The 24195-nt window shown below is 73.5% G+C and carries 16 protein-coding genes and 1 pseudogene; 10 read left to right on the top strand and 7 right to left on the bottom strand.

Annotation, left to right across the window (positions count from 1 at the left end):
* Positions 1 to 62: 62 nt before the first annotated feature.
* The 4 genes from RV983_RS21600 (at position 63) to RV983_RS21615 (ending at position 3755) form a co-directional block, all read left to right on the top strand.
* Entirely contained in the window at positions 63 to 1574 is a 1512-nt protein-coding gene (locus tag RV983_RS21600; RefSeq protein ID WP_475987392.1) for a flavin-containing monooxygenase, read from the top strand.
* Positions 1571 to 2503: an alpha/beta fold hydrolase gene (locus RV983_RS21605; protein WP_475987393.1), complete on the top strand. Its 933-nt coding sequence runs from the start codon at positions 1571 to 1573 to the stop codon at positions 2501 to 2503. Before RV983_RS21600 ends, RV983_RS21605 begins: the two co-directional genes overlap by 4 nt.
* Positions 2500 to 3393 carry an SDR family oxidoreductase gene (locus tag RV983_RS21610; protein WP_475987394.1) on the top strand — a complete coding sequence of 298 codons (894 nt, stop codon included), beginning with the start codon at positions 2500 to 2502 and terminating at the stop codon, positions 3391 to 3393. Before RV983_RS21605 ends, RV983_RS21610 begins: the two co-directional genes overlap by 4 nt.
* A 98-nt stretch (positions 3394 to 3491) precedes the next feature.
* Positions 3492 to 3755, top strand: a complete 264-nt coding sequence (locus RV983_RS21615) for a hypothetical protein (protein WP_475987395.1) — start codon at positions 3492 to 3494, stop codon at positions 3753 to 3755.
* Positions 3756 to 4652: 897 nt separating this feature from the next.
* On the opposite strand, the gene RV983_RS21620 is transcribed toward RV983_RS21615, so the two are convergent.
* The 3 genes from RV983_RS21620 to RV983_RS21630 form a co-directional block, all read right to left on the bottom strand.
* Complete coding sequence (locus tag RV983_RS21620; RefSeq protein WP_475987396.1) at positions 4653 to 8027, bottom strand: S41 family peptidase; 3375 nt, start codon at positions 8025 to 8027, stop codon at positions 4653 to 4655.
* Positions 8028 to 8108: 81 nt separating this feature from the next.
* Positions 8109 to 9287 (bottom strand): serine hydrolase domain-containing protein, encoded by a 1179-nt coding sequence (locus RV983_RS21625; RefSeq protein ID WP_475987397.1) that lies wholly within the window; start codon positions 9285 to 9287, stop codon positions 8109 to 8111.
* A gap of 122 nt (positions 9288 to 9409) precedes the next feature.
* Positions 9410 to 11065 (bottom strand): FAD-binding dehydrogenase, encoded by a 1656-nt coding sequence (locus tag RV983_RS21630; RefSeq protein WP_475987398.1) that lies wholly within the window; start codon positions 11063 to 11065, stop codon positions 9410 to 9412.
* A gap of 116 nt (positions 11066 to 11181) precedes the next feature.
* Here RV983_RS21630 and RV983_RS21635 point away from each other — a divergent pair, with 116 nt between their 5' ends.
* Entirely contained in the window at positions 11182 to 11979 is a 798-nt protein-coding gene (locus RV983_RS21635; RefSeq protein ID WP_475987399.1) for an SDR family NAD(P)-dependent oxidoreductase, read from the top strand.
* Positions 11980 to 12225: 246 nt separating this feature from the next.
* Here RV983_RS21635 and RV983_RS21640 read toward each other — a convergent pair.
* The 3 genes and pseudogenes from RV983_RS21640 to RV983_RS21650 form a co-directional block, all read right to left on the bottom strand.
* Positions 12226 to 12534: pseudogene (locus RV983_RS21640) on the bottom strand (YbaK/EbsC family protein); the annotation flags it as partial.
* 42 nt (positions 12535 to 12576) lie between these two features.
* On the bottom strand, positions 12577 to 14202 hold the full coding sequence (locus tag RV983_RS21645; RefSeq protein ID WP_475987400.1) for a penicillin-binding transpeptidase domain-containing protein: 1626 nt from the start codon (positions 14200 to 14202) through the stop codon (positions 12577 to 12579).
* A 132-nt stretch (positions 14203 to 14334) separates the two neighbouring features.
* Positions 14335 to 16743 carry an ATP-binding SpoIIE family protein phosphatase gene (locus RV983_RS21650; protein WP_475987401.1) on the bottom strand — a complete coding sequence of 803 codons (2409 nt, stop codon included), beginning with the start codon at positions 16741 to 16743 and terminating at the stop codon, positions 14335 to 14337.
* Positions 16744 to 16941: 198 nt separating this feature from the next.
* Between RV983_RS21650 and RV983_RS21655 the strand changes: the two genes are divergently transcribed.
* Positions 16942 to 18585 carry a S8 family serine peptidase gene (locus RV983_RS21655; RefSeq protein ID WP_475987402.1) on the top strand — a complete coding sequence of 548 codons (1644 nt, stop codon included), beginning with the start codon at positions 16942 to 16944 and terminating at the stop codon, positions 18583 to 18585.
* Positions 18586 to 18598: 13 nt separating this feature from the next.
* On the opposite strand, the gene RV983_RS21660 is transcribed toward RV983_RS21655, so the two are convergent.
* Entirely contained in the window at positions 18599 to 20314 is a 1716-nt protein-coding gene (locus tag RV983_RS21660; protein ID WP_475987403.1) for a dolichyl-phosphate-mannose--protein mannosyltransferase, read from the bottom strand.
* 91 nt (positions 20315 to 20405) lie between these two features.
* Between RV983_RS21660 and rsmI the strand changes: the two genes are divergently transcribed.
* The 4 genes from rsmI to RV983_RS21680 all read left to right on the top strand — a co-directional run bounded on the left by rsmI (position 20406) and on the right by RV983_RS21680 (position 24146).
* Complete coding sequence (gene rsmI / locus RV983_RS21665) at positions 20406 to 21296, top strand: 16S rRNA (cytidine(1402)-2'-O)-methyltransferase (protein WP_475987404.1); 891 nt, start codon at positions 20406 to 20408, stop codon at positions 21294 to 21296.
* A gap of 190 nt (positions 21297 to 21486) precedes the next feature.
* The gene (locus RV983_RS21670; protein WP_475987405.1) at positions 21487 to 21885 is read left to right on the top strand and encodes a hypothetical protein; all 399 of its coding nucleotides are present in this window, start codon (positions 21487 to 21489) and stop codon (positions 21883 to 21885) included.
* Positions 21886 to 21915: 30 nt separating this feature from the next.
* Positions 21916 to 22824 (top strand): TatD family hydrolase, encoded by a 909-nt coding sequence (locus tag RV983_RS21675; RefSeq protein ID WP_475987406.1) that lies wholly within the window; start codon positions 21916 to 21918, stop codon positions 22822 to 22824.
* A gap of 41 nt (positions 22825 to 22865) precedes the next feature.
* Positions 22866 to 24146 (top strand): ubiquitin-like domain-containing protein, encoded by a 1281-nt coding sequence (locus RV983_RS21680; RefSeq protein ID WP_475987407.1) that lies wholly within the window; start codon positions 22866 to 22868, stop codon positions 24144 to 24146.
* Positions 24147 to 24195 lie beyond the last annotated feature (49 nt).

Genomic DNA, 24195 nt, shown 5'->3' on the forward strand with positions numbered 1-24195 from the left:
CCGGACCATGCCAGTGAACACTGGCGCGATCAGGTTCGAGGGCGGCACCGAGAGGCGGCGGTATGGCCGGGCGCAGCGAACACGTACGGGTGGCGGTCATCGGATCCGGCTTCGGCGGGCTCGGCGCGGCCGTGCGGCTGCGGCGTGAGGGGGTCACCGACTTCGTGGTGCTGGAGCGGCGCGACTCCGTCGGCGGCACCTGGCGCGACAACAGCTATCCGGGGTGCGCGTGCGACGTGCCCTCGCACCTGTACTCCTTCTCGTTCGCGCCCAACCCGAAGTGGCCGCGCACCTTCTCCGGCCAGCCGCACATCCGGGCCTATCTGGAACACGTCGCCGACACCTTCGGCCTCCGTCCCCATCTGCGGCTGGACACCGAGGTCCGCCAGGCCCGCTGGGACACCGAGGCGAAGCACTGGCACGTCACCACCTCGCGCGGCGAGCTGACCGCCGACGTCCTGATCTCGGCGGGCGGCCCGCTCTCCGACCCCAGGCTGCCGGACATCCCGGGCCTCGACGCCTTCCCGGGCGCGGTCTTCCACACCTCGCGGTGGGACCACGACTACGAGATCAAGGGCAAGCGCGTCGCGGTGATCGGCACCGGCGCCTCCGCCATCCAGATCGTCCCGGCGATCCAGCCCGAGGTGGAGAGCCTGACCGTGGTGCAGCGGACCCCGCCGTGGGTGATGCCGCGCATGGACCGGGACATCACGGCGGCCGAGCGGTGGCTGCACGCCAAGGTCCCGGCGACCGCCAAGGCACGGCGCGGACTCCTGTGGCTGCTGCGGGAGGTGCAGGTCGGCGCCTTCACCAAGCGTCCGGCGCTGCTGCGCGGCGTGCAGCGGATCGCCGCGTCGCACCTGGCCAAGGCGGTCAAGGACCCGGCGCTGCGCGCGAAGCTCACCCCGGACTACCGGATCGGCTGCAAGCGCATCCTGCTGTCCAGCGACTACTACCCGGCGCTCACCAGGCCCAATACCGAGGTGGTGGCCTCCGCGCTCAAGGAGGTGCGCGGCTCGACCATCGTCATGGCCGACGGCACCGAGCGCGAGGTCGACGCCATCGTCTTCGGCACCGGCTTCCATGTCACCGACATGCCCATCGGCGACCGGGTCCTCGGCGCCGACGGGCGGACGCTGGCCGAGCACTGGAAGAACGGGATGGCCGCGCTGCGCGGCTCCAGCGTCGACGGCTTCCCCAACCTGCTGTTCGTCATCGGGCCCAACACCGGCCTCGGGAACAGCTCGATGATCCTGATGATCGAGTCCTCGCTCAACTACATCGCCGACTACCTGCGGACCCTGGACACCACCGGCGCCGCCGCGCTGGACGCCAGGGCGGAGGCGGTGTGCTCGTGGAACGAGGAGGTGCAGCGCCGCATGGTCCGCACCGTGTGGAACACCGGCGGCTGCGTCAGCTGGTACCTGGACGACCAGGGCCGCAACACCACCGTCTGGCCGGGCACGACCGCCGAGTTCCGGCGTGCCACCCGCCAAGTGCGACTCGACGAGTACACGATCATGACCGCCGGCGCCCCCGAGCAGCGCCCGGCCCCTGTGGAGGTGGCTTCTTGACCAGCGGCGTCTTCGACCTGCCGAAGGCCCGGCACGCGCACGTCGTGCGCTCCGCCGACGGCACCTCGATCAACGTGGAGGAGTACGGCCCCGAACCGGGCACGGCGCCGACCGTCGTGCTGATCCACGGCTGGACCTGCAACACCCGGTTCTGGGCACCGCTCATCCATGAACTGGCCGGTGAGTACCGGGTCGTGACGTACGACCAGCGAGGCCACGGCCGCAGCGGGACCCCGCACCGCGGCGGCTACAGCACCGACGCGCTCGCCGACGACCTGACCGCGGTCATGGAGTCCGTGCTCCCCTCCGACGAGAGGGCGGTGCTGATCGGCCACTCCATGGGCGGCATGACGGCGATGGCGGCCGGCGACCGGCCCGCGATCCAGTCCCGCACCGCCGCGGTGCTGCTGGCCAGCACGGGCAGCGGGCGGCTGCTCGCCGAGACGCTGGTGCTGCCGCCGCGGGTGCGCGCCCAGCGCGTGCGCGACGGCTTCCACCGCTTCCTGCTGGTCAGCGCGGCTCCGCTGGGCCCGCAGTCCGCGGTGACCCGGGCCGCCCTCAAGTACGGGATCCTGGGCCCGGATTCGAGCCCGGAACTGGTGGCCGCGACGGCACGCATCGTGCACGCCTGCGGGCGCAGGCAGCGCGCGGCGTGGGGGCGGGTACTGGCCGGGCTCAACCTGGACGCGGGGGTGGCGGCGCTGCGCGTGCCGACCGCGGTGCTGGTGGGCACCGACGACAAGCTCACCCCGCCGGTGCACGCCCGGGGGCTGGCCGCCCGGCTCTCCCACTTCGCCGGGCTCACGGAACTTCCGGGCCTCGGCCACATGACGCCGCTGGAGGCCCCCGCCGCGGTCGCAGGTGTCGTCCGCGCCCTGGTCAAGGACCATCTGCGGCCGCAGGCGCAGGTCAAGGAGGGGACGGCATGAGCAGGTCGCTGAACGGCCAGGTCGTGGTGGTGACCGGTGCCGCACGCGGGGTCGGCGCGCTGCTCGCCCGCACACTCGCCGCGCGCGGCGCCCGCCTGGCGCTCGTCGGGCTGGAGCCGGACGAACTGGGGGCCGTCGCCGCGGAGATCGGCTCCGGCACCGGGTACTGGACGGCCGACGTCACCGACCGGGAGGCGATGGCGCGCGTCGCCGAGGAGGTCGTGGAGCGCTACGGACGGGTGGACGCCGTGGTCGCCAACGCCGGTGTGGCGACCGGCGGTCCGTTCCTCGACACGGACCCGGGCGACTTCGACCGGGTCATCCAGGTCAACCTGCTGGGCGGGGTCGTCACCGCCCGCGCGTTCCTGCCGGCGCTCATCGCCTCGCGCGGCTACCTGCTGCAGATCGCCTCGCTCGCCGCGATCGCCCCCGCGCCGCTGATGACCGCGTACTGCGCGAGCAAGGCGGGTGTCGAGGCGTTCGCGCACTGCCTGCGCGCCGAGGTGGGCTTCAAGGGCGTGAAGGTCGGCGTGGGGTATCTGAGCTGGACCGACACCGACATGGTGCGCGGCGCCGACGAGGACGACGTGATGCGCGAGGCCCGCCGCCGGCTGCCGTGGCCCGCCAACCGCACCTATCCGGCGGCGCCGGCCGTGGAGCGCATAGCGGACGGCATCGCGCGCCGTTCGCCGCACGTCTACGCCCAGTGGTGGCTGCGCGGCATGCAGTCCGTACGCGGTTACCTGCCGGGGCTGATCGGCGGTGCGATCGGGCAGCGCGAAATGCGCCGCCTGGCACCGAAGATCGCGGCGGCGGGCGGCGTCCGGCACGGGCTGGTGGGCCCCGGCGGCGCGGCCGATGAGCGGTCCCGGTCCGAAAAGGCCCTCTGACCAGCACCGTTCACGCAGCGCGTTCGTCCGACATGCGGAGCGTGTCCGGACGTGTCAGCCTGGTCGAGGCCCAGTCCACACATCACGAAGGAGTGATCATGGGCAAGAACGACCCCACGCGAAGCAAGGCCGGTCAGCAGCGCCAGCAGGACCGCCCGCAGGAGCGGATCGGTCAGACCCGGGACAAGTCCCAGGACATGACCGACGAGCAGAGGCGCCAGCAGGGCGAGCAGGGCAGGACGCAGGAGCGGCAGCCCGGCCAGGGTCAGTCCGGCAAGCAGTCCCCGCCGTCGGGCCCGAAGGGCACCGGTCGCGAGCAGTCCGGCTCGTCGCGGGACGAGCGGCAGCACCGGGACCACTGACCCGCGTGGTGCAGGCGTGAACGCCATGGCGTGAACACCGAGGGGCGCGTCCGCAAGGGCGCGCCCCTTCCCATGCCCGGCGTGCACGGCCCGCGATGTGGGGATGCCGGGTTGTCTTGTGCGACGCACTGACGCGGTGGGGGCCCCGGCCCGGCCCGGGGGAGAGTCGGTCGGCGTCATGCGGCCCGTGCCCGACTTGTGTGGCTCGCGACGCGGGGACGGCCGGGTGGTTCGGTGCGCAGGTCTGGCGGAGAGCGGGTTGACGGCGTGCGGCCCGTGCCCGACTTGTGCGGCTCGCGACGCGGGGACGGCCGGGTGGTTCGGTGCGCAGGTCTGGCGGAGAGCGGGTTGACGGCGTGCGGTCTGCGCGGCCCGTGCGGCTCGCGACGCGGGGACGGCCGGGTGGTTCGGTGCGCAGGTCTGGCGGAGAGCGGGTTGACGGCGTGCGGTCTGCGCGGCCCGTGCGGCTCGCGACGCGGGGACGGCCGGGTGGTTCGGTGCGCAGGTCTGGCGGAGAGCGGGTTGACGGCGTGCGGTCTGCGCGGCCCGTGCGGCTCGCGACGCGGGGACGGCCGGGTGGTTCGGTGCGCAGGTCTGGCGGAGAGCGGGTTGACGGCGTGCGGTCTGCGCGGCCCGTGCGGCTCGCGACGCGGGGACGGCCGGGTGGTTCGGTGCGCAGGTCTGGCGGAGAGCGGGTTGACGGCGTGCGGTCTGCGCGGCCCGTGCGGCCTGCGCGGCTCGCGACGCGGGGATGTCGGGTTGTCTTGTGCGACGCACTGACGCGGTGGGCTTCGGTTGTCCGGTCCGGCCCGGCGGAGAGCCGGTCCGGCCTTCTTCCCGTCGACCGCCCCGGCCGCGGCGGGCACTTCGGCCGGAACACACCGCCGGAGTCGTCGCTCAGCGGCGCGGCGGCAAGGGCGGCCGCCGCCGGTCCGGGCGGTCGGACAGGTCGGGCGGCGTGGCGGCGGGATGCTTCTCCAGCAGGTCCAACGCGGTCTGCACCGCCAGCTCCAGGTCGGTGCGCCGGCCCTCCGCCCAGTCCAGCGGGGTGCGGATGCAGGGGATGTCCGGCTCCACGCCGTGGTTCTCCACCGACCAGCCGTACGCCTCGAACCAGGCGGCGTTCATCGGCACCGTGATCACCGTGCCGTCGCCCAGCCGGTGCCGCCCGGTCATGCCGACCACGCCGCCCCAGGTGCGGTGGCCCACCACCGGGCCGATCGACAGCAGCCGGAACGTCGCCGTGATCATGTCGCCGTCGGAGGCGGTCGCCTCGTCGGCCAGCGCCACGATCGGTCCGCGCGGCGCGTTGCCCGCGTAACTCACCGGCTGCGCGTCGCGGATCCAGTCCCAGCCGAGGATCTTGCGGGTGAGGCTCTCCACGACCAGGTCGCTGATGTTGCCGCCCGCGTTGCCGCGCACGTCGACGATGAGGGCCGGGCGCACGACCTCCATGCGCAGATCGCGGTTGAACTGCGCCCAGCCGGAGCCGCCCAGGTCGGGGATGTGCAGATAGCCGCATTGACCGTCGCTCAACTCCCTGACGACAAGGCGCCGTTTGGCCACCCAGTCCTGGTAGCGCAGCGGGCGCTCGTCCACCAGCGGTACGACCGCGACCCGGCGCGGAGGGCCGCCGCCGGGCGGTGTGAACGTCAGCTCCACGGTGGTGCCGCCCGCCGCGGACAGCAGCGGCCCGGGACCGGCGACCGGGTCCACCGCACGGCCGTCGACATGGGTGAGTGCCGCCCCCTCCTGGATGCCGGTGCCGGCCAGCGGTGAACGCGCCCTGGAGTCCGAGGACTCGCCGGGCAGGATGCGGCCCACCAGCCACCGGCCGTCCTTGGTGTGGGCGAAGTTGACGCCCAGCATCCCGATCGGCCGCTGGTAGTGCGGCGGCCCCTCGTTGCGCCGGGCCGGGGCGACGTACGCATGGGAGGTGCCGAGCTCGCCCAGGACCTCGCGCAGCAGGTCCGCGAACTCGTCCGGGGTGGAGACCTGTTCCACCAGGGGACGGTACTGGGCGAGCACCGCGGGCCAGTCGATGCCGCACATGTCCGGGGCCCAGAAGTAGTCGCGGATGATCCGCCCGGCCTCCGCGTACGCCTGGCGCCACTCGGCGGGCGGATCGGCCTCGTGCAGCACGCGCCGCATGTCGATGTAGACGGTGGAGTCCAGGTCGCCCGGCTCGTAGGCGGGCACGACGGTCAGCTCGCCCTCGTCGAAGACGACCAGTTGCGTGCCGTCGCCGCTGACCCGGTACCAGTCCATGTGCCGCACCAGCTCGACCCGCTTGGACTTGGCGAGGCCGAAGTACTCCAGCGTCGGCCGGGCCGAGGGATCGGTCGGATTGACGAACGTCTCGCCGAGCGCGCCGGAGATCGGCCAGCGCAGCCACGTCAGCCCGCCGCGCACCGCCTCCAGGGAGCTGTACTTGGAGGCGGGCACCGGGAACGGCGTCACGCGCATCGGCAGCCCTGCGGCCTCCACCGCCGGCGGGCCCTCGGCGAAGCCCGCCGGGTCCAGCCCGCCGCCGGGCGGCCGGCCCTCCACGGGCAGCGCGAAGGGCGACGGCGTCGCCGAGTGCAGCGGGACCAGGTGCGGGCGGCAGCCCAGCGGGAAGGACAGATCGCCGGTGTGCACGTCGTACACCGGGTCGAAACCGCGCCAGGACAGGAAGGCCAGGTAGCGGCCGTCACGGGTGAAGACCGGCTGCTCGTCCTCGAAACGGCCGTTGGTGACGTCGATGACCGTGCGCTCGCCGTCCTCGGGGTCCGGCGCCAGCCGGGAGATCCGGATCTTGCGCAGCGAGCGGCCGACCACCGGGTGGGACCAGGCGATCCACGCCGAGTCCGGGGAGAAGGCCAGGTCGCGCACGGGACCGTTGTCCGAGCGGACGAGTTCGGTGACCGCGCCCGTCTCCGCGGAGACCATGAGCAGCCGCCCGTCGTGGGCCGCGATCGCCATCGTCTCGCCGTCGGGGGAGGGGACCAGCTCCTGCACCCGGCCGATCTCCCCGCACGCCAGGCGCGCGCCGCCACTGCGGCACGGGGCGCGCGCGCCCTCGCCGGCCGCTCCGTCCTGCCCTTCCGCACCCTCCGGCCCGAGCTCTTGTGCCTCGTCGGCCGCCCGCAGCGCCTGCGCCACCGCGTCGTCCTCGTCGGCGATCTCCGCCACCGCCAGCGCGGCCGGCCGGCCCGGCAGCGCCGCGATCTCGATCGCGTCCTCGCCGTCGGCGTCCGTGACGAACGCGATCCGGCCGGTCTCGCCCAGCATCGCCGGCAGCCGGACCCGTGAGCCGGGCTCGTCGGAAATGGTGCGGGCCGGGCCGTCGCGATGCGTGAGCCAGTACAGGCTGCCGCGCACGCACACCGCGCTCGCCCGGCCCGTGCGGTCCACGGCGAGACCGTCCAGATAGGCCGCGGCCGGGACCTGGTAGGGGCGCCGCCCGGCCCGCGTACCGCCGAGGTCGATGTCCAGGCGCCGCGGCACCGAGTCCGCGGTCAGCTCCCCGACCATCCACAGCGCACCCGCGCACTGGTAGACCACACGCCGGCCGTCGGTGGCCGCGTGGCGGGCGTAGAAGTCGGCGTGGTCGGTGTGCCGCCGCAGGTCCGTGCCGTCGGGCCGGCAGGAGTAGAGGTTGCCGATGCCCTCGTGGTCGCTGAGGAAGGCGATCCGGTCGCCCACGAACATCGGGGACTCCAGATGCCCGCCGATGTCCGGCACCAGCAGCTCGCCCTGGAGCCACAGCCGGCCCGTCGCCCCGCCCCGGTACCGCTTCCACGAGGCGGGCTCGTGCGGCGCGGTCGCCGACAGCAGCAGCGTCTGGTGCTCCCCGGCGGCGCTGTCCCGCACGGCGATGTCGGACACCGGCCCCCATGGCAGCCGGCTGCCCGGGCCGCCGTCGTCGGAGACGGCATAGGCCCACGTGTAGTGCGAGAACGGCTCACCGTGCGAGGAGACGGCCAGGATCCGGCCGTCCGGCGTCCAGGACCGTACGCGGGTGTCGGGACTGCCCCAGTAGGTGAGCCGGCTCGCCTGCCCGCCCTCCACCGGCGCGAGATGGACCTCGGGGTCCAGCGACCGCCAGCTGTTGAAGGCGATCGCCGAACCGTCCGGCGAGAAACGGGGATGGCCCACCCGGGTCCGGTCAGCCGTCACCCGCCACGCGCGCCCCTCGTGCAGGGGCGCGACCCAGATGTCGTCCTCGGCGACGAAGCACAGCCGTTCGCCGTGGACATGCGGAAACCGGAGGTACGCGGCGTCGCTCACCCATCCATCGTTCGCGGGTCCCGGAGAGCGGGCAACTTTTGCCGGGGTCCGCCGGGGGTCACCGGCCTCTTCCGCCCGGCGTCAGCGCAGGCACGCCCGTACCGCCCGCACCAGCGCCTGTGCGCGCGGGTCGGCGGTGACGTTCTTCTGCATGCCGTTGGTGACGTAGCCGAAGCCGATCCCGGCGTCCGGGTCGGCGAAGCCCAGCGACCCGCCCCGTCCCGGATGCCCGAAGGAAGCGGGGGACAGGAAGGGCGAGGACGGGCCGTGCAGCATGTAGCCCAGGCCGAAGCGGGTGTTCACCACCAGGACCCGGTCGGGGCCCTCGGACTCGGCCGTGCGCGCCGAGGTGAGCGTCGCCGGGGCGAACAGCCGTGGGCCGCCGTCCTCCAGGCCGCCGACCAGAGCGGCGTAGAAGCGGGCCAGCGAGCGCGCGGTGGCGATCCCCGCGGACGCCGCGAGCTCCGCGGCACGGTAGGCGGGGTCGTTCTCGTCCGGCAGCGGGTCGATGGCGCCGAACGCCTGGCGGGTCAGCGACCGCGGGTCGTCGTAGGCCTCGCTCACGCTGCGCTTGGGACGCGCGCGCAGCCCCGCCGCCGGCGGCGCCTGCGGGGCCACGATCGCGGCGATCCGGCCGACCCGCGCCGCCTGCGCGGCCGGCAGACCCACCCACAGGTCCAGGCCCAGCGGACGGGAGATCTCCTCCGCCACATAGCGGCCGATCGACCGGCCGCCGCTCGCGCGCAGCACCAGCTCGCCTATCAGCCAGCTGTAGGTCATCGCGTGGTAGCCGTGGTCGCTCCCGGGCGCCCAGAACGGCGCCTGTGCCGCGAGCGCGCGCGGGCCGCTGACACCGTCCGTCGCCTGCGCCGGGGTGAGCGGGGTGTCCAGCGCGGGCACGCCCGCACGGTGCGCGAGGGCGTCGCGCACGGTCACCCGCTCCTTGCCGGCCGTCTTGAACTCGGGCCAGTACGACCCGACCGGGGCGTCCAGATCCAGCTGCCCGCGCTGGTGCAGCAGCAGCAGGCACGCCGCCGCCACACCCTTGGTCGCCGAGCGGACCACCTGCGCGGTGTCCCTGGCCCAGGGGCTCCCGGCCCCGTCGCCGTCCGCGGCACCGGCCCACAGGTCCACGACCTTCCGGCCGTCCCGGTACACCGTCACCGCCGCGCCGAGCTCCCCGCGCTCCTCGAAGTTCCGGACGAAAGCCTCCCGGACCGGCTCGAAACCGTCCGCCACCGCACCCAGGACGTCCACCACTGCCCGTACTCCCGCCTTGCGCCGCCGCTACTGCTCTCCTCCATGGTGCCTCCCGCGCGCGGCGTCCCCGGACCGGGGTCGTACACCGGTACGGCCGGGCAAGGGGAAAAGCGCGCCGCCGCTCAGGCGGTGGCCGCGGCCGCCGCGCGGCCGGCGGTGCGACCGGAGAAGATGCAGCCGCCGAGGAACGTCCCCTCCAGCGAGCGGTAGCCGTGCACCCCGCCGCCGCCGAAGCCGGCCGCCTCGCCCGCCGAGTACAGACCCGGCAGCGGCTGCCCGTCGGCCCGCAGCACCCGGCTGTCCAGATCCGTCTCCAGGCCGCCGAGCGACTTGCGGGTCAGGATGTTCAGCCGCACCGCGATCAGCGGTCCGGCCTTCGGGTCCAGCAGGCGGTGCGGGGCCGCGGTGCGGCTCAGTTTGTCGCCGAGGTAGTTGCGGGCCCCGCGGATCGCGGTGACCTGGAGATCCTTGGTGAAGGTGTGGGTGATCTCCCGGTCGCGGGCCACGATCTCGCGCCGCAGCGCGTCCTCGTCGATCAGATCGTCCTTCGTGACCGCGTTCATTCCGCGCACCAGGGCCGCCAGGTCGTTCTCGACGACGAAGTCCACGCCGTGCTCCTTGAACGCCTCCACCGGGCCGGGCGCGCCCGGCAGCACACGGCGCAGCACCTCGCGCACGCTCTTGCCGGTCAGGTCCGGGTTCTGCTCGGAGCCCGACAGCGCGAACTCCTTCTCGATGATCTTCTGGGTGAGGACGAACCACGTGTACTCGTGGCCGGTCCGCATGATGTGCTCCAGCGTCCCGAGCGTGTCGAAGCCCGGGAACAGCGGCACCGGCAGCCGCCGGCCCGTCGCGTCCAGCCACAGCGAGGACGGGCCGGGCAGGATGCGGATGCCGTGCCGGGCCCAGATCGGGTTCCAGTTCTCGATGCCCTCGGTGTAGTGCCACATCCGGTCGCCGTTGATGAGATGGCCGCCCGCCTCCTCGGCGACGCCCAGCATCAGTCCGTCCACGTGCGCCGGGACGCCGGAGAGCAGCTTGCCCGGCGGCGTGCCGAGCCGCTCCGGCCACGCCTTGCGCACCAGGTCGTGGTTGCCGCCGATGCCGCCCGAGGTGACGATCACCGCCTGGGCCCCGAGCCGGAACTCCGAGCGGACCTCCCGCGAACTCGGCCGGCCGCGCTCGGCGTCGCTGTCCACCAGCACCTCGCCCGCCACGCCGTCCACGGCGCCGCCGGTCGTCGTCAGCGCCGTCACGCGGTGCCGGAAGCGCAGTTCGACCAGGCCCTTGGCGACGGCCTCCCGCACGCGGCGCGCGAACGGCGCCACCACCCCCGGCCCGGTGCCCCACGTGATGTGGAAGCGCGGCACCGAATTGCCGTGCCCGGTGGCCAGGTAGCCGCCGCGCTCCGCCCAGCCGACCAGCGGGAAGAAGCGCAGACCTTGCGCGTGCAGCCATGCGCGCTTCTCGCCGGCCGCGAAGTCCACGTAAGCCTCGGCCCACTTGCGCGGCCAGTCGTCCTCGGGGCGGTCGAAGCCGGCGGTGCCCATCCAGTCCTGGAGGGCCAGTTCGCGGGTGTCCTTGATGCGCATCCTGCGCTGCTCGGGCGAGTCCACGAGGAAGAGGCCGCCGAACGACCAGAACGCCTGCCCCCCGAAGTTGGACTCCGGCTCCTGGTCGAGCAGGATCACCTTCCTGCCCGCGTCGGCCAGTTCAGCGGTGGCGACCAGCCCGGCCAGTCCCGCTCCGACGACGACGACGTCCGCGTCCAGCGCCATGGGTGTGCCTCTCCGCTCCCTTTTGGTGTGCGTGCACGTTACGCTACGCGCGAGTAGGGGGGCGAGAGGGAGCGCGTGACGAAATGCGGTCCCTCGAGCGGCGGAAGGATGCGCGCATGCGCAGGTTCGAAGGACACGTCGCCGTCGTCACCGGAGGCGGCCAGGGCATCGGCGCGGCCACCGCACGGCGGCTGATGTCCGAGGGCGCCTCGGTCGTCCTCGCCGACCTCGACGGGGAGCGCGCCGCCGCCACGGCGGCCGCGCTCACGGAACAGACGGACGGCGACGGTGTGGCCGACGCGGTCGCCTGCGACGTCGCCGACCAGGCCGCGGTCGACGCGGCCATGGCCCACGCCGTCGAGCGCTTCGGGCGGCTCGACGTCCTGGTCAACAACGCCTACGCGTGCCACGTGGACCCCACACTGTTCGAGGACCTCCTCGACGCGGACTGGTACGAGGACATCGAGGTCACCCTCACCGGCGCGATGCGCTGCGCGCGGGCGGCCCTGCCGTACCTGGCGGAGGCCGGCGGGCGCGGCGCGATCGTGAGCATCGGCTCCGTCAACGGGCACATGAACTTCGGCAACCACGCCTACAGCGCCGCCAAGGCGGGCCTCGCGTCCCTCACCCGCACCCTCGCGGTGCACGCCGCGCCGCGCGGCGTCCGCGTCAACCTCGTCGCCCCGGGCACGGTCCGCACTCCCGCGTGGGCCGGCCGCGAGGACGACCTCGACCGCATCGCGGAGAACTACCCCATGGGGCGGGTCGGCGAGCCGGACGACATCGCCTCGGCGGTGGCGTTCCTCGCGTCGGCGGACGCGGCATGGGTGACGGGGATCGTGCTGCCGGTGGACGGGGGCGTCCTCATCCAGAACGCCGGCTTCCGGCGTGTGCTGGACCGGGAGCCCGGGTGAGGTTCTTTCCCCGTTCCCCGTGACCCGTGCCCCGGGCGCCCTGACGCGCGTTTCGTGGATGCGAATTCGGGGCCTCCGGGGCCGGTCATTTCGGACAGCACATGCAGGTGCCCCACCTCCCCCGCCCCCGATCCCCGGTGGGAGCGCAGAGGACGGCCGTGCCTCGGACACCCGTCCAGCCCGGCCGGGCCGCACCCCGAAACTCAGATGTGGCTCAGAGGAATGACGAACCTTGGCCAACCACCCGCCGCCGATGGCGTACCCCGTCGTCTCGCGCACCAGATCGGCGTCGGCGCGCCGGACGGCCGCCGCGCCCAGTTCGGCCCGGACCAGGTCGACGTCGACCCGGGAGGCGCCGTCCATGAGGACGAGCACGGGGGCGCCGTCCGCCTGGAAGATCAGCGACTTGACGATCTGGCTGAGTTCGCAGCCGATCGCCTCGGCGGCCTGCGCCGCGGTGCGGGTCGCGTCCGGGAAGGAGCGCACGGGGACCTGGAGCCCCAGTCCGGCGAGGGCTTCGGCGAACCGGGGGTGGGCAGCGGCTGGGGTCGGCATGCGCGGAACGCCGGCCCGAGGCGGGGGCCGGACGTCAAACCATCACGAAGAGGCCCTGAGCACGGCCGCCACGATCGGCCCCGCGGAGTCGCCGCCGTGGCCGCCCTCCAGCACCATGCCGGCGGCGGCGATGTCGTTGCGGTAGGCGAGGAACCACCCGTTCGGCTTCTCCTGGCCGCCGACCTCCGCCGAACCGGTCTTCGCGCCGACGTCCCCGTATACGCCGCTCATCGCCCCGGCGGCGGTGCCGCTCGACGCGGTGAGCCGCATCATCGACTTGAGGCTGCCGCGCACGCCGTACGGGAGCGAGCTGCCGGCCTTGGCGAGCGGCTCGCCGATCAGGCTCTTGGAGACCAGCCGGGGCTGGTGGAAGGTGCCGGTGTCCGCGGTCGCGGCCACGGCGGCCATGTTGAGGGGGCTCATCTGGATCTGGCCCTGGCCGATCATCTCCTCGGTCATCTCGTCGCCGCTGCCGCCGGGCACGCGGCCGTCCCAGGCGGGGACGCCGACGTTCCAGGTCTGGCCGAAACCGTAGTAGCGCTGGGCGACGGTGGGCACGGAGGACTCGCTGAGGTTGCCCGCGAGCTTGATGAACCCGGTGTTGCAGGAGATGGCGAAGTCCCGCTGGAAGGTCGCCGAGGGATCGGACGAACTCTCCACGTTGTGGAACATCTTGCCGTTGTTGTAGTTGGCGGTCGCCGGGCACGGCGCGGCGGTGCCGGGGCTGACGCCCTTCTCCAGCAGGGCCGTCGCCGTGAGGACCTTGAAGGTGGAGCCGGGTGCCACCTGGGCGTTGAACGCGTTGTTGTTGTCGGTGGGCGGGTTGTTGGCGAACGCCAGGATCTCGCCCGTGCTCGCCTGCACCGCCGCGACCGACGACTGGGGTTTGTTCTTGACGGCCTGCTCCGCGGTCGCCTGGAGGCCCGCGTCGAGCGTGGTGTGCAGCTTGGCGGGGGTGCCGGCGGCGATGGTGTGCAGGGTCTGGCCGGGACCGTCGGGGCCGTTCGCCCAGGTCTCGATGCCGGGCTTGCCGCCGCTCAGCCTGCTGCCGTACCGCTCGCGCAGTTGCGGCAGCACGGAGGCCAGCGAGGGGAGCTTGGCGGCGTCCAGGGTCTTGCCGGAACGGTCCACCACGACCACCTGCGGGGAGGCGGCCTCACCGGTCGCCAGTGACTGACCTGCCGTCAGTTTCGGGTGGACGACCGACGGTTCCCAGTCCACCAGCGGCTTGTGCGTGGTCTCGCCGCGGAAGACCGTGAGCGAGGAGCCGTACTTCCATGTGGAGGTCTTGCCGCCGTAGGAGAGCGTGGCGACGACATTGAACGGAACCACTCGGTCCACCGGTGTGCCGGGCGTCAGCTTCACCCGGGTCACATGGGCCTCGGTGCGGTAGCCGGCCAGTGCGTCCCTCGCCGTCGTGGCGTCGTTGGTCAGGCTCGCCGCCGCTGCGGCGTCGCCCTTGGCCCAGGCCGCCAGGAAGGCGGTCGCCGTCTGCCGTACCTCGGCCGCGGACGGCGGCCCCGTTTCCACGGGTGCGGCCTGGGTCGTGAAGCCCCCGCCCCCGCTGCCGTTCAACCCCTGGTAGACGTTGTAGGCACCGTAGCCCGCGGCTCCCAGCATGCCCGCGAACACCGTGCTGATGATCCCCACTTTGACGCCTCGGCGCATGGCCGACCCTCCCCGTGATCCCCCTGAACGCGTTCAAAAAGCTGTGCAGCAAGCGCACTCTACGCTTCACGGGTGACAACGGGGGCTTTTCTCGGTCACGGCTGCACCATCCGTCACCGGCAGGTACGGCCCTCAGCACGACGGGCCGGTGTACCCGGCAGGCAACTCCAGCTCCGCCCACACGCTCTTGCCCTCCGGGAAACTGCGGACGCCGAAGCGTGAGGACAGCGCCGCCGCGAGGGCCACGCCGCGTCCCGCCTCGTCGGCGGACGACGACTTGTGCCGCCGCGGCATGGAGCACCCGTTGTCGAAGACCTCGCAGACCAGTACCCGGTCGCGGATCAGCCGCAGCTGTATCGGCGCCAGTCCGTGGAGCACGGCGTTGGCGAGCAGTTCGCCGACGATCTGCTCCGCGGCGGGCACCAGGCGTTCCAGGCCCCAGGCGGTGAGGGTCCGCGATGCCGCGGCGCGCAGGCCCGCGACCGCCGCGGCGTCCCGCGGCATCGCCCAGGTGGCGAATCGGCTGGGACACAGCGTCCGGGTGCGGGCGATCAGCACCGCCACGTCGTCGTCCTGGCGGTGATCGCCGAGTGTGCCGACCGCCAGGGCGCTCAGCTCCTCCAGGCCGGTCCCCGGTGGCCGGGTGAGCGCCTGGCGCAGGCGCTCCAGACCGTGGTCGATGTCGTGCTCGCGGGTCTCCACCAGGCCGTCGGTGTACAGGACGAGGACGCTGCCCTCGGGCAGGTGGTGCGTGACCGGCTGGAACGACCGGGTGCCGATGCCCAGCGGCGCTCCGGAGGGGATGTCGAGGAAGGACACCTCGCCCGACACCGGGTCGATGAGCGCGGGCGGCGGATGGCCCGCCCGCGCCCCGACGCAGCACCGGGTCACCGGGTCGTAGACCATGTACAGACAGGTCGCCCCCATGAGCGCGGTGGGCAGCGCCCGGCCGTCGGACTCCTCGCTGAGGCGCACGAACAGCTCGTCGAGGTTCGTCAGCAGTTCGTCGGGCGGCTGGTCCAGGGCGGCGAGGGTGATCACGGCGGTGCGGAGCCGGCCCATGGTCGCCGCCGCGTTGATGCCGTGCCCGACGACGTCCCCCACCACCAGGGCCACCCGGGCGCCGGACACCGGGATCACGTCGAACCAGTCGCCGCCGACGCCGCCCTCCGCGTCCGAGGGCAGGTAGCGCGACACCACGTCGACGGCGTTGCCGCCGTCCGGGTCGCTCGGCAGCAGGTCCCGCTGGAGGGCGAGAGCGGCGGTGTGCTCGCGCGTGTAGCGGCGGGCGTTGTCGAGGCTCAGCGCCGCCCGGCTGACCAGCTCCTCGGCGAGCGTCCGGTCGTTCTCGTCGAAGGGCAGCGGGTTCTCGGTGCGGATCATCACCGCGATGCCCAGGATCTCGTCGCGGGCGTGGATGGGCAGGATCAGCAACGTGTGCATGCCCAGGGTCAGGATGCGCTCCCGGCGCGGCGGGTCGTGGTCGAGCCAGTTGCCCGGGCCGGTCTCCAGGACGGTCTCCAGATGGGACCGGCCCGAGGACAGGACGTTGAGGAAGGGGGAGTCCGGCGGGACGAAGACGGCGCTCCCGCGCGGCCAGAGGGCTTCCCGGAAATCCTCGTGGATCGACATCTGCCCGGCGCGGAAGAACGCCGGGACGGCTCCTTGCGCCGAGCCGAGCCGGGCGAGCGGGGCGTCGCCGAGTTCGACGGCCTCCGCCAGGTCGACGGTGACGTAGTCCGCGAGCACCGGCACCAGCACGTCGGCGAGGTCCTGTGCGGTCTGCATGATGTCCAGGTGCGCGCCGATGCGGCGGCTCGCCCGGCTCAGCAGGGTCATCCGCTCCCGGGTGCGCCGGCTGCTGGTGACGTCCACATTGAGGGAGCACACCCCCGGCCGTCCGTCGCGGGCGTTGGCGACGGGGAACACCGACAGGGCGTAGGCCCGGTGGCGGTAGTGGTCGAGCTGCTCCAGCTCGTGGTCGATCTCGGGGACCCCGGTGTCCAGCACCTTGCGCAGCAGCCGGGTGACCTCGCGGGTGTTCCGGTACAGCGGCGACTCGTCCAGCCGGCGCCCGAGCCGCTGCTCGCGGGGCATCCCGTAGGCCCGCGCCAAAGCGTCGTTGAGCCAGGTGATGCGCAGGTCGGCGTCCCAGACGGCCATCGGGAAGGGGCAGGCCTCGCCGACCGACTCCAGCACCGCGGCGTCCGGTGGTGTCATCGACACCAGCCAGTCCATCTCCCCGTCGCGCCCGGGCAGGGCGGAGACCCGCAGTCCCACCGGGAACGGCAGGCCCTCGTGGTGCCGCAGCCCGACCGTCCCCGACCACTCGCCGGTGAAGCCGTGGGGCAGGTCGCCCGCCGCGGCGAGCAGGCCGGTGGCGGGGGTGCTCAGCACCTCCTCCGCCCGGTAACCCAGCAGCCGTCTCGCGCTGTCGGTCCACCGGGTCAGACGTCCCGCGGCGTCGACCAGCGCCAGCGTTGTACCGCCGCCGGCGTCGGCAGCGGCCGCATCGATTGCCTTGTCGTCGGGGCTGGTCATATGAGGTGTTCCCCGTGAGGGGGTGAGCGTTTCCACGCTAGGGCGCGTGCGGAGAGGCCGCAAAACGGCCCGGCACTGACCCGCCGGAGTGGGCGGGGGTCCGCTCCCGGTGTGGGAGATCAGTAAGACAGTCGGATTGTCGTACGTTCCCGGTCTCGATGGACGCGCGAGGGGCGCGCCGGTGTGACGGGAGTGGGCATGCGGACCAGGCGGTCTTTGACGTGGGCACGCAGGGCGGACGTGGCGGCCCCCCTGGTGGTGGGGGCGCTGCTCTCGGCGTTCGTGCCGGGCACGGCGGGCGCGGCGGAAGGACCGGCCTCGCAGTGGATCGTGATGCTCAGGGACTCGGCGGGCGACGTCCGTACGCTGGCCGCCGAACACGCCCGCCCGCACCACGCCACCGTCGGCCGGGTCTACGACGTCGCCGCCGGCGGCCGCACGCTGAAGGCGTACACGATCCGGGCGACCGCGGCCCAGGCCGCCGCCCTCCGCGGGAACCGCCTGGTCAGCGCCGTCGTGCGGGACGCGATCGTGCACGCCCCCGAGCGTGCGGAGCGGGTCGCGGTGATCCCGCCGCTGAAGCCCGGCGGCGCGGCACGGCCCACGCCCGGCAAGGACGGCGTCCCGCCAGGCAAGGACCGCGTGCCCTTCGCGGGGGCGGTGGGCGCCTGCGTGCCGAACGATCCCTTCTACACCCCCGACCGCCAATGGGGTCTGTTCGCGGTCAGGGCCCCTACCTGCGGCGCCCGCAACGACGTCGCCGTGGCCGTCCTGGACACCGGCATCGACGCCCAGCACGAGGACCTGGCCGGCGTGGTCGCCGGGGCCGTCAACTTCTCCGACAGCGCCACCACGGACGACCACTACGGCCACGGCACCCACCTGGCCGGGATCATCGGGGCCGTCACCGACAACGGCATCGGTATCGCCAGCGAGGCCCTGGGCACGCGGCTGTGGAACGTCAAGGTCCTCGACGACGACGGCACCGGCACCGTCTCCCAGGTCGCCGAGGGCCTGCTGTGGGTGGCCGCCAACGCGGCGACGCACCACATCGGCGTCGTCAACATGAGCCTGACCTCGCCCGACGACAGCCCGCTGCTGCACGCGGCGGTGCAGATCGCCGCCGCCTCCGGGGTCACCCTCGTCGGGGCCGCGGGCAACGACGGCACGACGGCGCGGCAGTACCCGTCCGGCTACCCCGAGGTGATCTCGGTCGCCGCGACCTCCCCCGACAACTCCCTGGCGTACTTCTCCACCCGCGGCGACTGGGTCGACGTGGCCGCCCCCGGCGACGACATCATCTCGACGTACCCCGACAACACCTACGCGTCCCTGTCCGGCACCAGCATGGCCACCGGCTTCGTCAGCGCCACCGCCGCCCTGTGCCGCAGCAGCGGCGTGTGCACCGGCGCGCCCGGGCAGACCCTCGCCCGGCTCGGCGCGTGCTCCCAGCCCATTCCCGCGACCGGCAGCGGTGTCCGCTTCGGCCTCGTCCGGGCCGACCGCGCCGGCCTGGACTGCGGCGGCGGGTCCGCCGCCGCGCCGCGCGACCGCTCGGGCGCGGTCGCGCACCGGCCCGCGGGTCCGGCGGGCGGGCCCGCCCGCCCGGAGCCGGCCGTGAACGGGACCAAGGACGCGAACGGCGGGGACGGCGCGAACGGCGGCGACGGCCGGGACGGCGAGGACGCGGGCACCGCGCCCATGGACACCTTCACCGCCGTCCGCCCGGGGCGATCGGGCCATGCCGACGATGCCGCCGACCCCGTCGGGGAGTTCGTCGCCGCCCTGGTCGAGGACACCGTCCGCGACCTCGGCCCCTGGCTCACCGGGCCCGGCTGCTGACCGCGCGGGCGGCTCAGATCCAGGTGTCGAGCCACATCCGGTGCCGCCAGGCGTCGATCGGGATCGTCTGCCCGGTGTAGAGCGGCCAGAAGTAGATGAAGTTGAAGACGATCAGCAGCACGAGCGTGCCGGCGCCCACCGCGCCCCACAGGCGGCGCTGCTCGCCCGCCCCCGGCGGGCCGAGGACGGCGCCCAGCATCATGGCCAGGGCGAGACACAGGAAGGGCAGGAAGACGACCGCGTAGAAGAGGAAGATCGTGCGGTCCTGGTAGAGGAACCAGGGCAGGTAGCCGGCCGCGACACCGCACGCGATGCCCCCGGCCCGCCAGTCGCGGCGGAACGCCCAGCGGTACAGCACGTACAGCAGGGCGAAGCACGCGGCCCACCACAGCAGGGGTGTGCCGATGCCCAGTACCTCGCGCGCACAGCCGCCGACGGCGGTGCAGCCGTCCTGGCCCTCCTTGGGGGACTCGTAGAAGTACGAGACGGGCCGGCCCAGCACCAGCCAGCTCCAGGGGTTGGACTGGTAGGTGTGCGGCGAGTGCAGATTGACGTGGAAGTCGTAGACCTGCGTCTCGTAGTGCCACAGGCTGCGCAGTGCCGCCCAGGAGTCGGAGAGGAACCCGCCGTCGCCCTTGGCCCAGTTCCGGTCGTAGCCCTTGTCCGTGGTGAACCAGCCCAGCCAGGACAGCAGGTAGGTGCCGACGGCGACGGCCACCATGGAGAAGCCCGCCCACAGGCCGTCCAGCCAGAAGGCGGTCAGCCAGGGGTGGCGGGCGCCGGCCACACGGCGGGCGCCGGCGTCCCACAGCACGGTGAGGACGCCGAAGGCGGCCAGTACGTACAGGCCGTTCCACTTGGTGCCGGCGGCCAGGCCCAGGCAGACCGCGGCCGCGATCCGCCACGGCCGCACCCCCAGCCACGCGAAGGACGCGACGTGGTCGTCCGCGCGCCCCTCCGGCAGCGCTGCCGCGAGCCGGGCGCGGGCCTTGTCGCGGTCGATGAGCAGGCAGCCGAAGGCGGCCAGCACCCAGAACATGACGACGAGGTCCAGCAGGGCCGTGCGGCTCATCACGAAGTGCAGGCCGTCCACCGCCATCAGGCCGCCGGCCAGGCAGCCCAGCGCGGTGGAGCGGAACAGCCGCCGCCCGATGCGGCACAGCATGAGCACCGACAAGGTGCCCAGGACGGCCATCGCGAACCGCCAGCCGAAGGGGTTCAGCCCGAAGATCCACTCGCCGGAGGCGATGACCCACTTGCCGACGGGCGGGTGGACGACATAGGACGGCGCCTCCGACAGCGGGATCGTCGGGGGGCGGGACAGGATCTGGCCGTTGGCCTTGTCGGGCCAGCTGCCCTCGTAGCCGTACTGCAGCAGTGACCAGGCGTCCTTGGCGTAGTACGTCTCGTCGAATATCACCGCGTGCGGGCTGCCCAGGTTCCAGAACCGCATCAGGCCCGCGAAGAGCGCCACCAGCAGCGGACCGCCCCAGGCGGACCAGCGGGCCAGCCGGTTCGCGAGCACCGGGCCCACCCGCAGCGCCGACCAGGCGCGCGTCCCCGGCTCGGGGAAGGGCGGGACCAGCCGCTCGCGCAGGCTCGTACGCGGACGGTCCACATGGCCGAAGCGGCGCAGCCGCCGCTGCCAGGAGTCCTGCTCCGCCGGCTCGGGGGAGGCGTTCTCGGCGTCCTCGGCCGGGCATGCCTGCGTAGCCGTGTCACTCGTCACCGGGCCATCGTAGGGAAGCGGCTTGCGGATGCGCTGAGGACCGGGCCATCCGAGGGTCCGGCCGTGTCCGACCGGGTGGGAGACTGGGGCGGTGACCACATCGACAGGACCGGCGGACGCAGGCGTACTCGTGCTGGCGGGCACCCCCATCGGAGACGTCACCGACGCACCGCCCCGGCTGTCGGCCGAACTGGTCGCCGCGGACGTCATCGCCGCCGAGGACACCCGGCGGCTGCGCCGGCTCACCCAGGCGCTCGGCGTGACGACCACCGCGCGGGTCGTGTCCTACTTCGAGGGCAACGAGTCGGCCCGGACGCCGGAGCTGGTCCGCGCCCTGGAGGACGGCTCGCGTGTGCTGCTGGTGACCGACGCGGGGATGCCCTCGGTGTCCGACCCGGGCTACCGGCTGGTCGCCGCCGCCGTCGAACGGGACCTGCGGGTCACCGCGGTGCCGGGGCCGTCCGCCGTGCTCACCGCGCTGGCGCTCAGCGGCCTGCCCGTCGACCGCTTCTGCTTCGAGGGCTTCCCGCCCCGCAAGGCGGGCGAGCGCCGGGCCCGGCTGGCCGAGACCGCGGCCGAGCGGCGCACGCTGGTCTGGTTCGAGGCGCCGCACCGCCTCGCGGAGACCCTGAACGCGATGGCCGAGGTCTTCGGCGCGGACCGCCGCGCGGCCGTCTGCCGCGAGCTGACCAAGACGTACGAGGAGGTCCGGCGCGGGCCGCTGAAGGAACTGGCGGCCTGGGCCGCCGACGGTGTGCGCGGGGAGATCACGATCGTCGTCGAGGGCGCCCCGGAGACCGGCCCGCAGGAGCTGGACCCGGCAGAACTGGTGCGCCGCGTGCAGGTGCGCGAGGAGGCGGGGGAGCCGCGCAAGGAGGCGATCGCCGCCGTGGCCGCCGACGCGGGGCTGCCCAAGCGCGAGGTCTTCGACGCCGTGGTGTCCGCCAAGCACGCGGCGACGAACCCACCCACAAAGGGCTAAACACGGCGCTTCGCAAAGTCCTATCGTAGGGGAGGGAAAGCTTCCGGGCCGTAGATCGGCCCTGTGCCACATACACCCCAAAACTGGCTCAAGAAAGGGCACCCCCGCTGTCACCGGCGCCTTCGTGGGCGTTCTCTGTAGTGGGAAGTCCCGCTCCGGACGCCTCGTCCGGAGGGCAACAGGAGCTGCCATGAGCGAGACCATCGGAACCGATGGCACGGTTCGTGAGGCGTACGCCTTCGTCTGCATCAGCTGCGGTCGCGGCTGGGAGCAGGCGTACGAGATAGAGCACCACGTTGACGCCCAGGGCCGCGAACTCGTCTGGTACATGGTGGAGGGCAAGCGGGTCCCGTCCCCGCTGACCCGCCCCACGTGCGTCGGGTGCGAGGGCCACAAGGTCCGCATCATGCGGGCCGGACAGGTGTCCGATGTGACCGGCACATGGTCGAGCACCGCGACGGCCGGCCCCCTTCCCTGCGCCGCCCCCCGGCGCCCGGTCGCCGCCTCCGCCCCCTCCGAGGGCGCCGAGCGCCGCGGCCGGCACTGGTCGCCGCTGCACCTGCTCCACCGCAGGCGGGACCCGGCGTAGCCGTCACGGCCGCCGCCTAGGATCTGGGGCATGCCCCAGAAGCCCGAACGCCAGCAGAAGGACCAGCGCAAGGACGGGTCCGCCGCCCCTCCCCTCCCGGAGCCGCTCGCGGTCCCGGTGGCGGACTCGCACACCCACCTCGACATGCAGGAGGGCAGCGTCGAGGACGCGCTGGCCAAGGCGGCCTCCGTCGGTGTCACCACCGTCGTGCAGGTCGGCTGTGACGTGAAGGGTTCCCACTGGGCGGCCCGCGCGGCCGCGGCCCATGACACCGTCTGGGCGGCCGTCGCGCTGCACCCCAACGAGGCGCCGCGGATCGTGCACGGGGAGCCTGCCGGAGGGTGGTCGCGCCAGGGCTCCCGTGAGGCGGGCGGCACCGCCGCGCTGGACGCCGCGCTCGCCGAGATCGACACGCTGGCCGCGCTGCCGCACGTCCGCGGAGTCGGCGAGACCGGCCTGGACTACTACCGCACCGGGCCCGAGGGCGTCGAGGCCCAGCACTACTCCTTCCGCCGCCACATCGACATCGCCAAGCGGCACGGCAAGGCCCTGGTCATCCACGACCGCGAGGCCCACGCCGACGTGCTGCGCATCCTCGACGAGGAGGGCGCGCCGGACACCGTGGTCTTCCACTGCTACTCCGGCGACGCGGAGATGGCCCGGACCTGCGCGGACAAGGGCTACTACATGTCCTTCGCCGGCAACCTCACCTACAAGTCCGCCCAGAACCTGCGCGACGCGGTGGCGGTGGCCCCTTCCGAACTGCTTCTGGTCGAGACCGACGCGCCTTTTCTGACCCCGGTGCCGTACCGCGGTCGGCCTAACGCTCCGTATCTCGTTCCGATCACGGTGCGTGCCATGGCGGAGGTGCGGAAGGCGGCAGAGGACGAGGTCGCGGCGGCGATCGGCGCCAACACGGCGCGTGCCTTCGGCTACTGATCCGCGACACGACGTGACCGCGCAGCCACGGATCGCGACGAATGTCGGCTATGGTCCCGGTTCGGTTCCGACCGGACCGCCGGAGGTACGTCGTGAGTCATTCGTATGCCGAAGCCGGGCTGTACGACAGCGGGCTGCCCCTGCAGCGCCCGGCGCCCGCCGTGGGCGGCCGCGCGGCCGCGCGCATCGCCGCACGTGCGGAGGCCCGCAGGCGGCGCGCGGCCGAGCGTCCCGACGTGCTGGCCAGGCTGCTGCCGCGCGCGCTGGTCGTCGCCGTGCTCGCGGGCGGCACCGGCGCCTACGTGACGGGCGGCAAGGCGGTCCAGCTCTCCGTCGACGGCCAGGTGCGCACCCTGCACACCTACGCGGGAGACGTCGGCGAGCTGCTGCGCCGGCAGGGCGTCCGGGTCGGCGACCACGACATCGTCGCTCCCGGCCGGCAAGCCGAGCTGCGCGACGGGGACAGCGTCGCCGTCCGCTACGGCCGCCCCGTCACGCTCACCCTGGACGGCCGCCCGAAGCGGATGTGGACCACCGCCCGCACCGTCGACGAGGCCCTGGGCCGGCTCGGCGTGCGCGCTGACGGCGCGTATGTCTCCACCTCGCGCTCCGAGCCGATCGGGCGCCGCGGCCTGGCCCTGGACGTGCGCACGGAGCGGCAGCTGACGTTCCTCGTGGACGGCAAGGAACGCACCGTCCAGACCAACGCCGCCACCATCGGCGAGGCCGTGCGCGACGCGGGCATCCGGCTGAGCGGCGAGGACACCACCTCCGCCGCCTCCGACAGCTTCCCCCGGGACGGCCAGACCATCTCCGTCATGCGCATCCGCGGCCGCGAGGAGACCCGCGAGCAGCCGGTCCCCTACGAGGTCCTGCGGCGCGACGACCCCGAGCTCTTCGAGGGCACCACCGCCGTCGACGCCCGGGGCCGCAACGGACTCCGGCGCGTCACGTACGCCTACCGCACGATCAACGGCGTCCGCCAGAAACCCGAGCCCATCGCCGAGGAGCTGGTACGCGAACCGGTCCATGAGATCGTCCGCGTCGGCACCAAGCGCCTGCCCGAGTCCGTCAAGGGCACCGACCACCTCAACTGGCGGGCCCTGGGCAAGTGCGAGGCAGGCGGCCGCCCCACCGCCGTCGACTCCAGCGGCACCTACGGCGGCCTCTACCAGTTCGACCGCCGCACCTGGCACGCCCTCGGCGGCAGCGGCCGCCCCCAGGACGCTCCCGCCAAGGAGCAGACCTACCGCGCCAAGCGCCTCTACATCCAGCGGGGCGCCACGCCTTGGCCGGTGTGCGGCCGCAAGCTGTACCGCTGACGCGGGCTGTGCGGGGAAGGACCTGGTCGGGCGGGCCGTCAGGCCCGGG

It is taken from the genome of Streptomyces sp. RLA123, assembly GCF_056270165.1.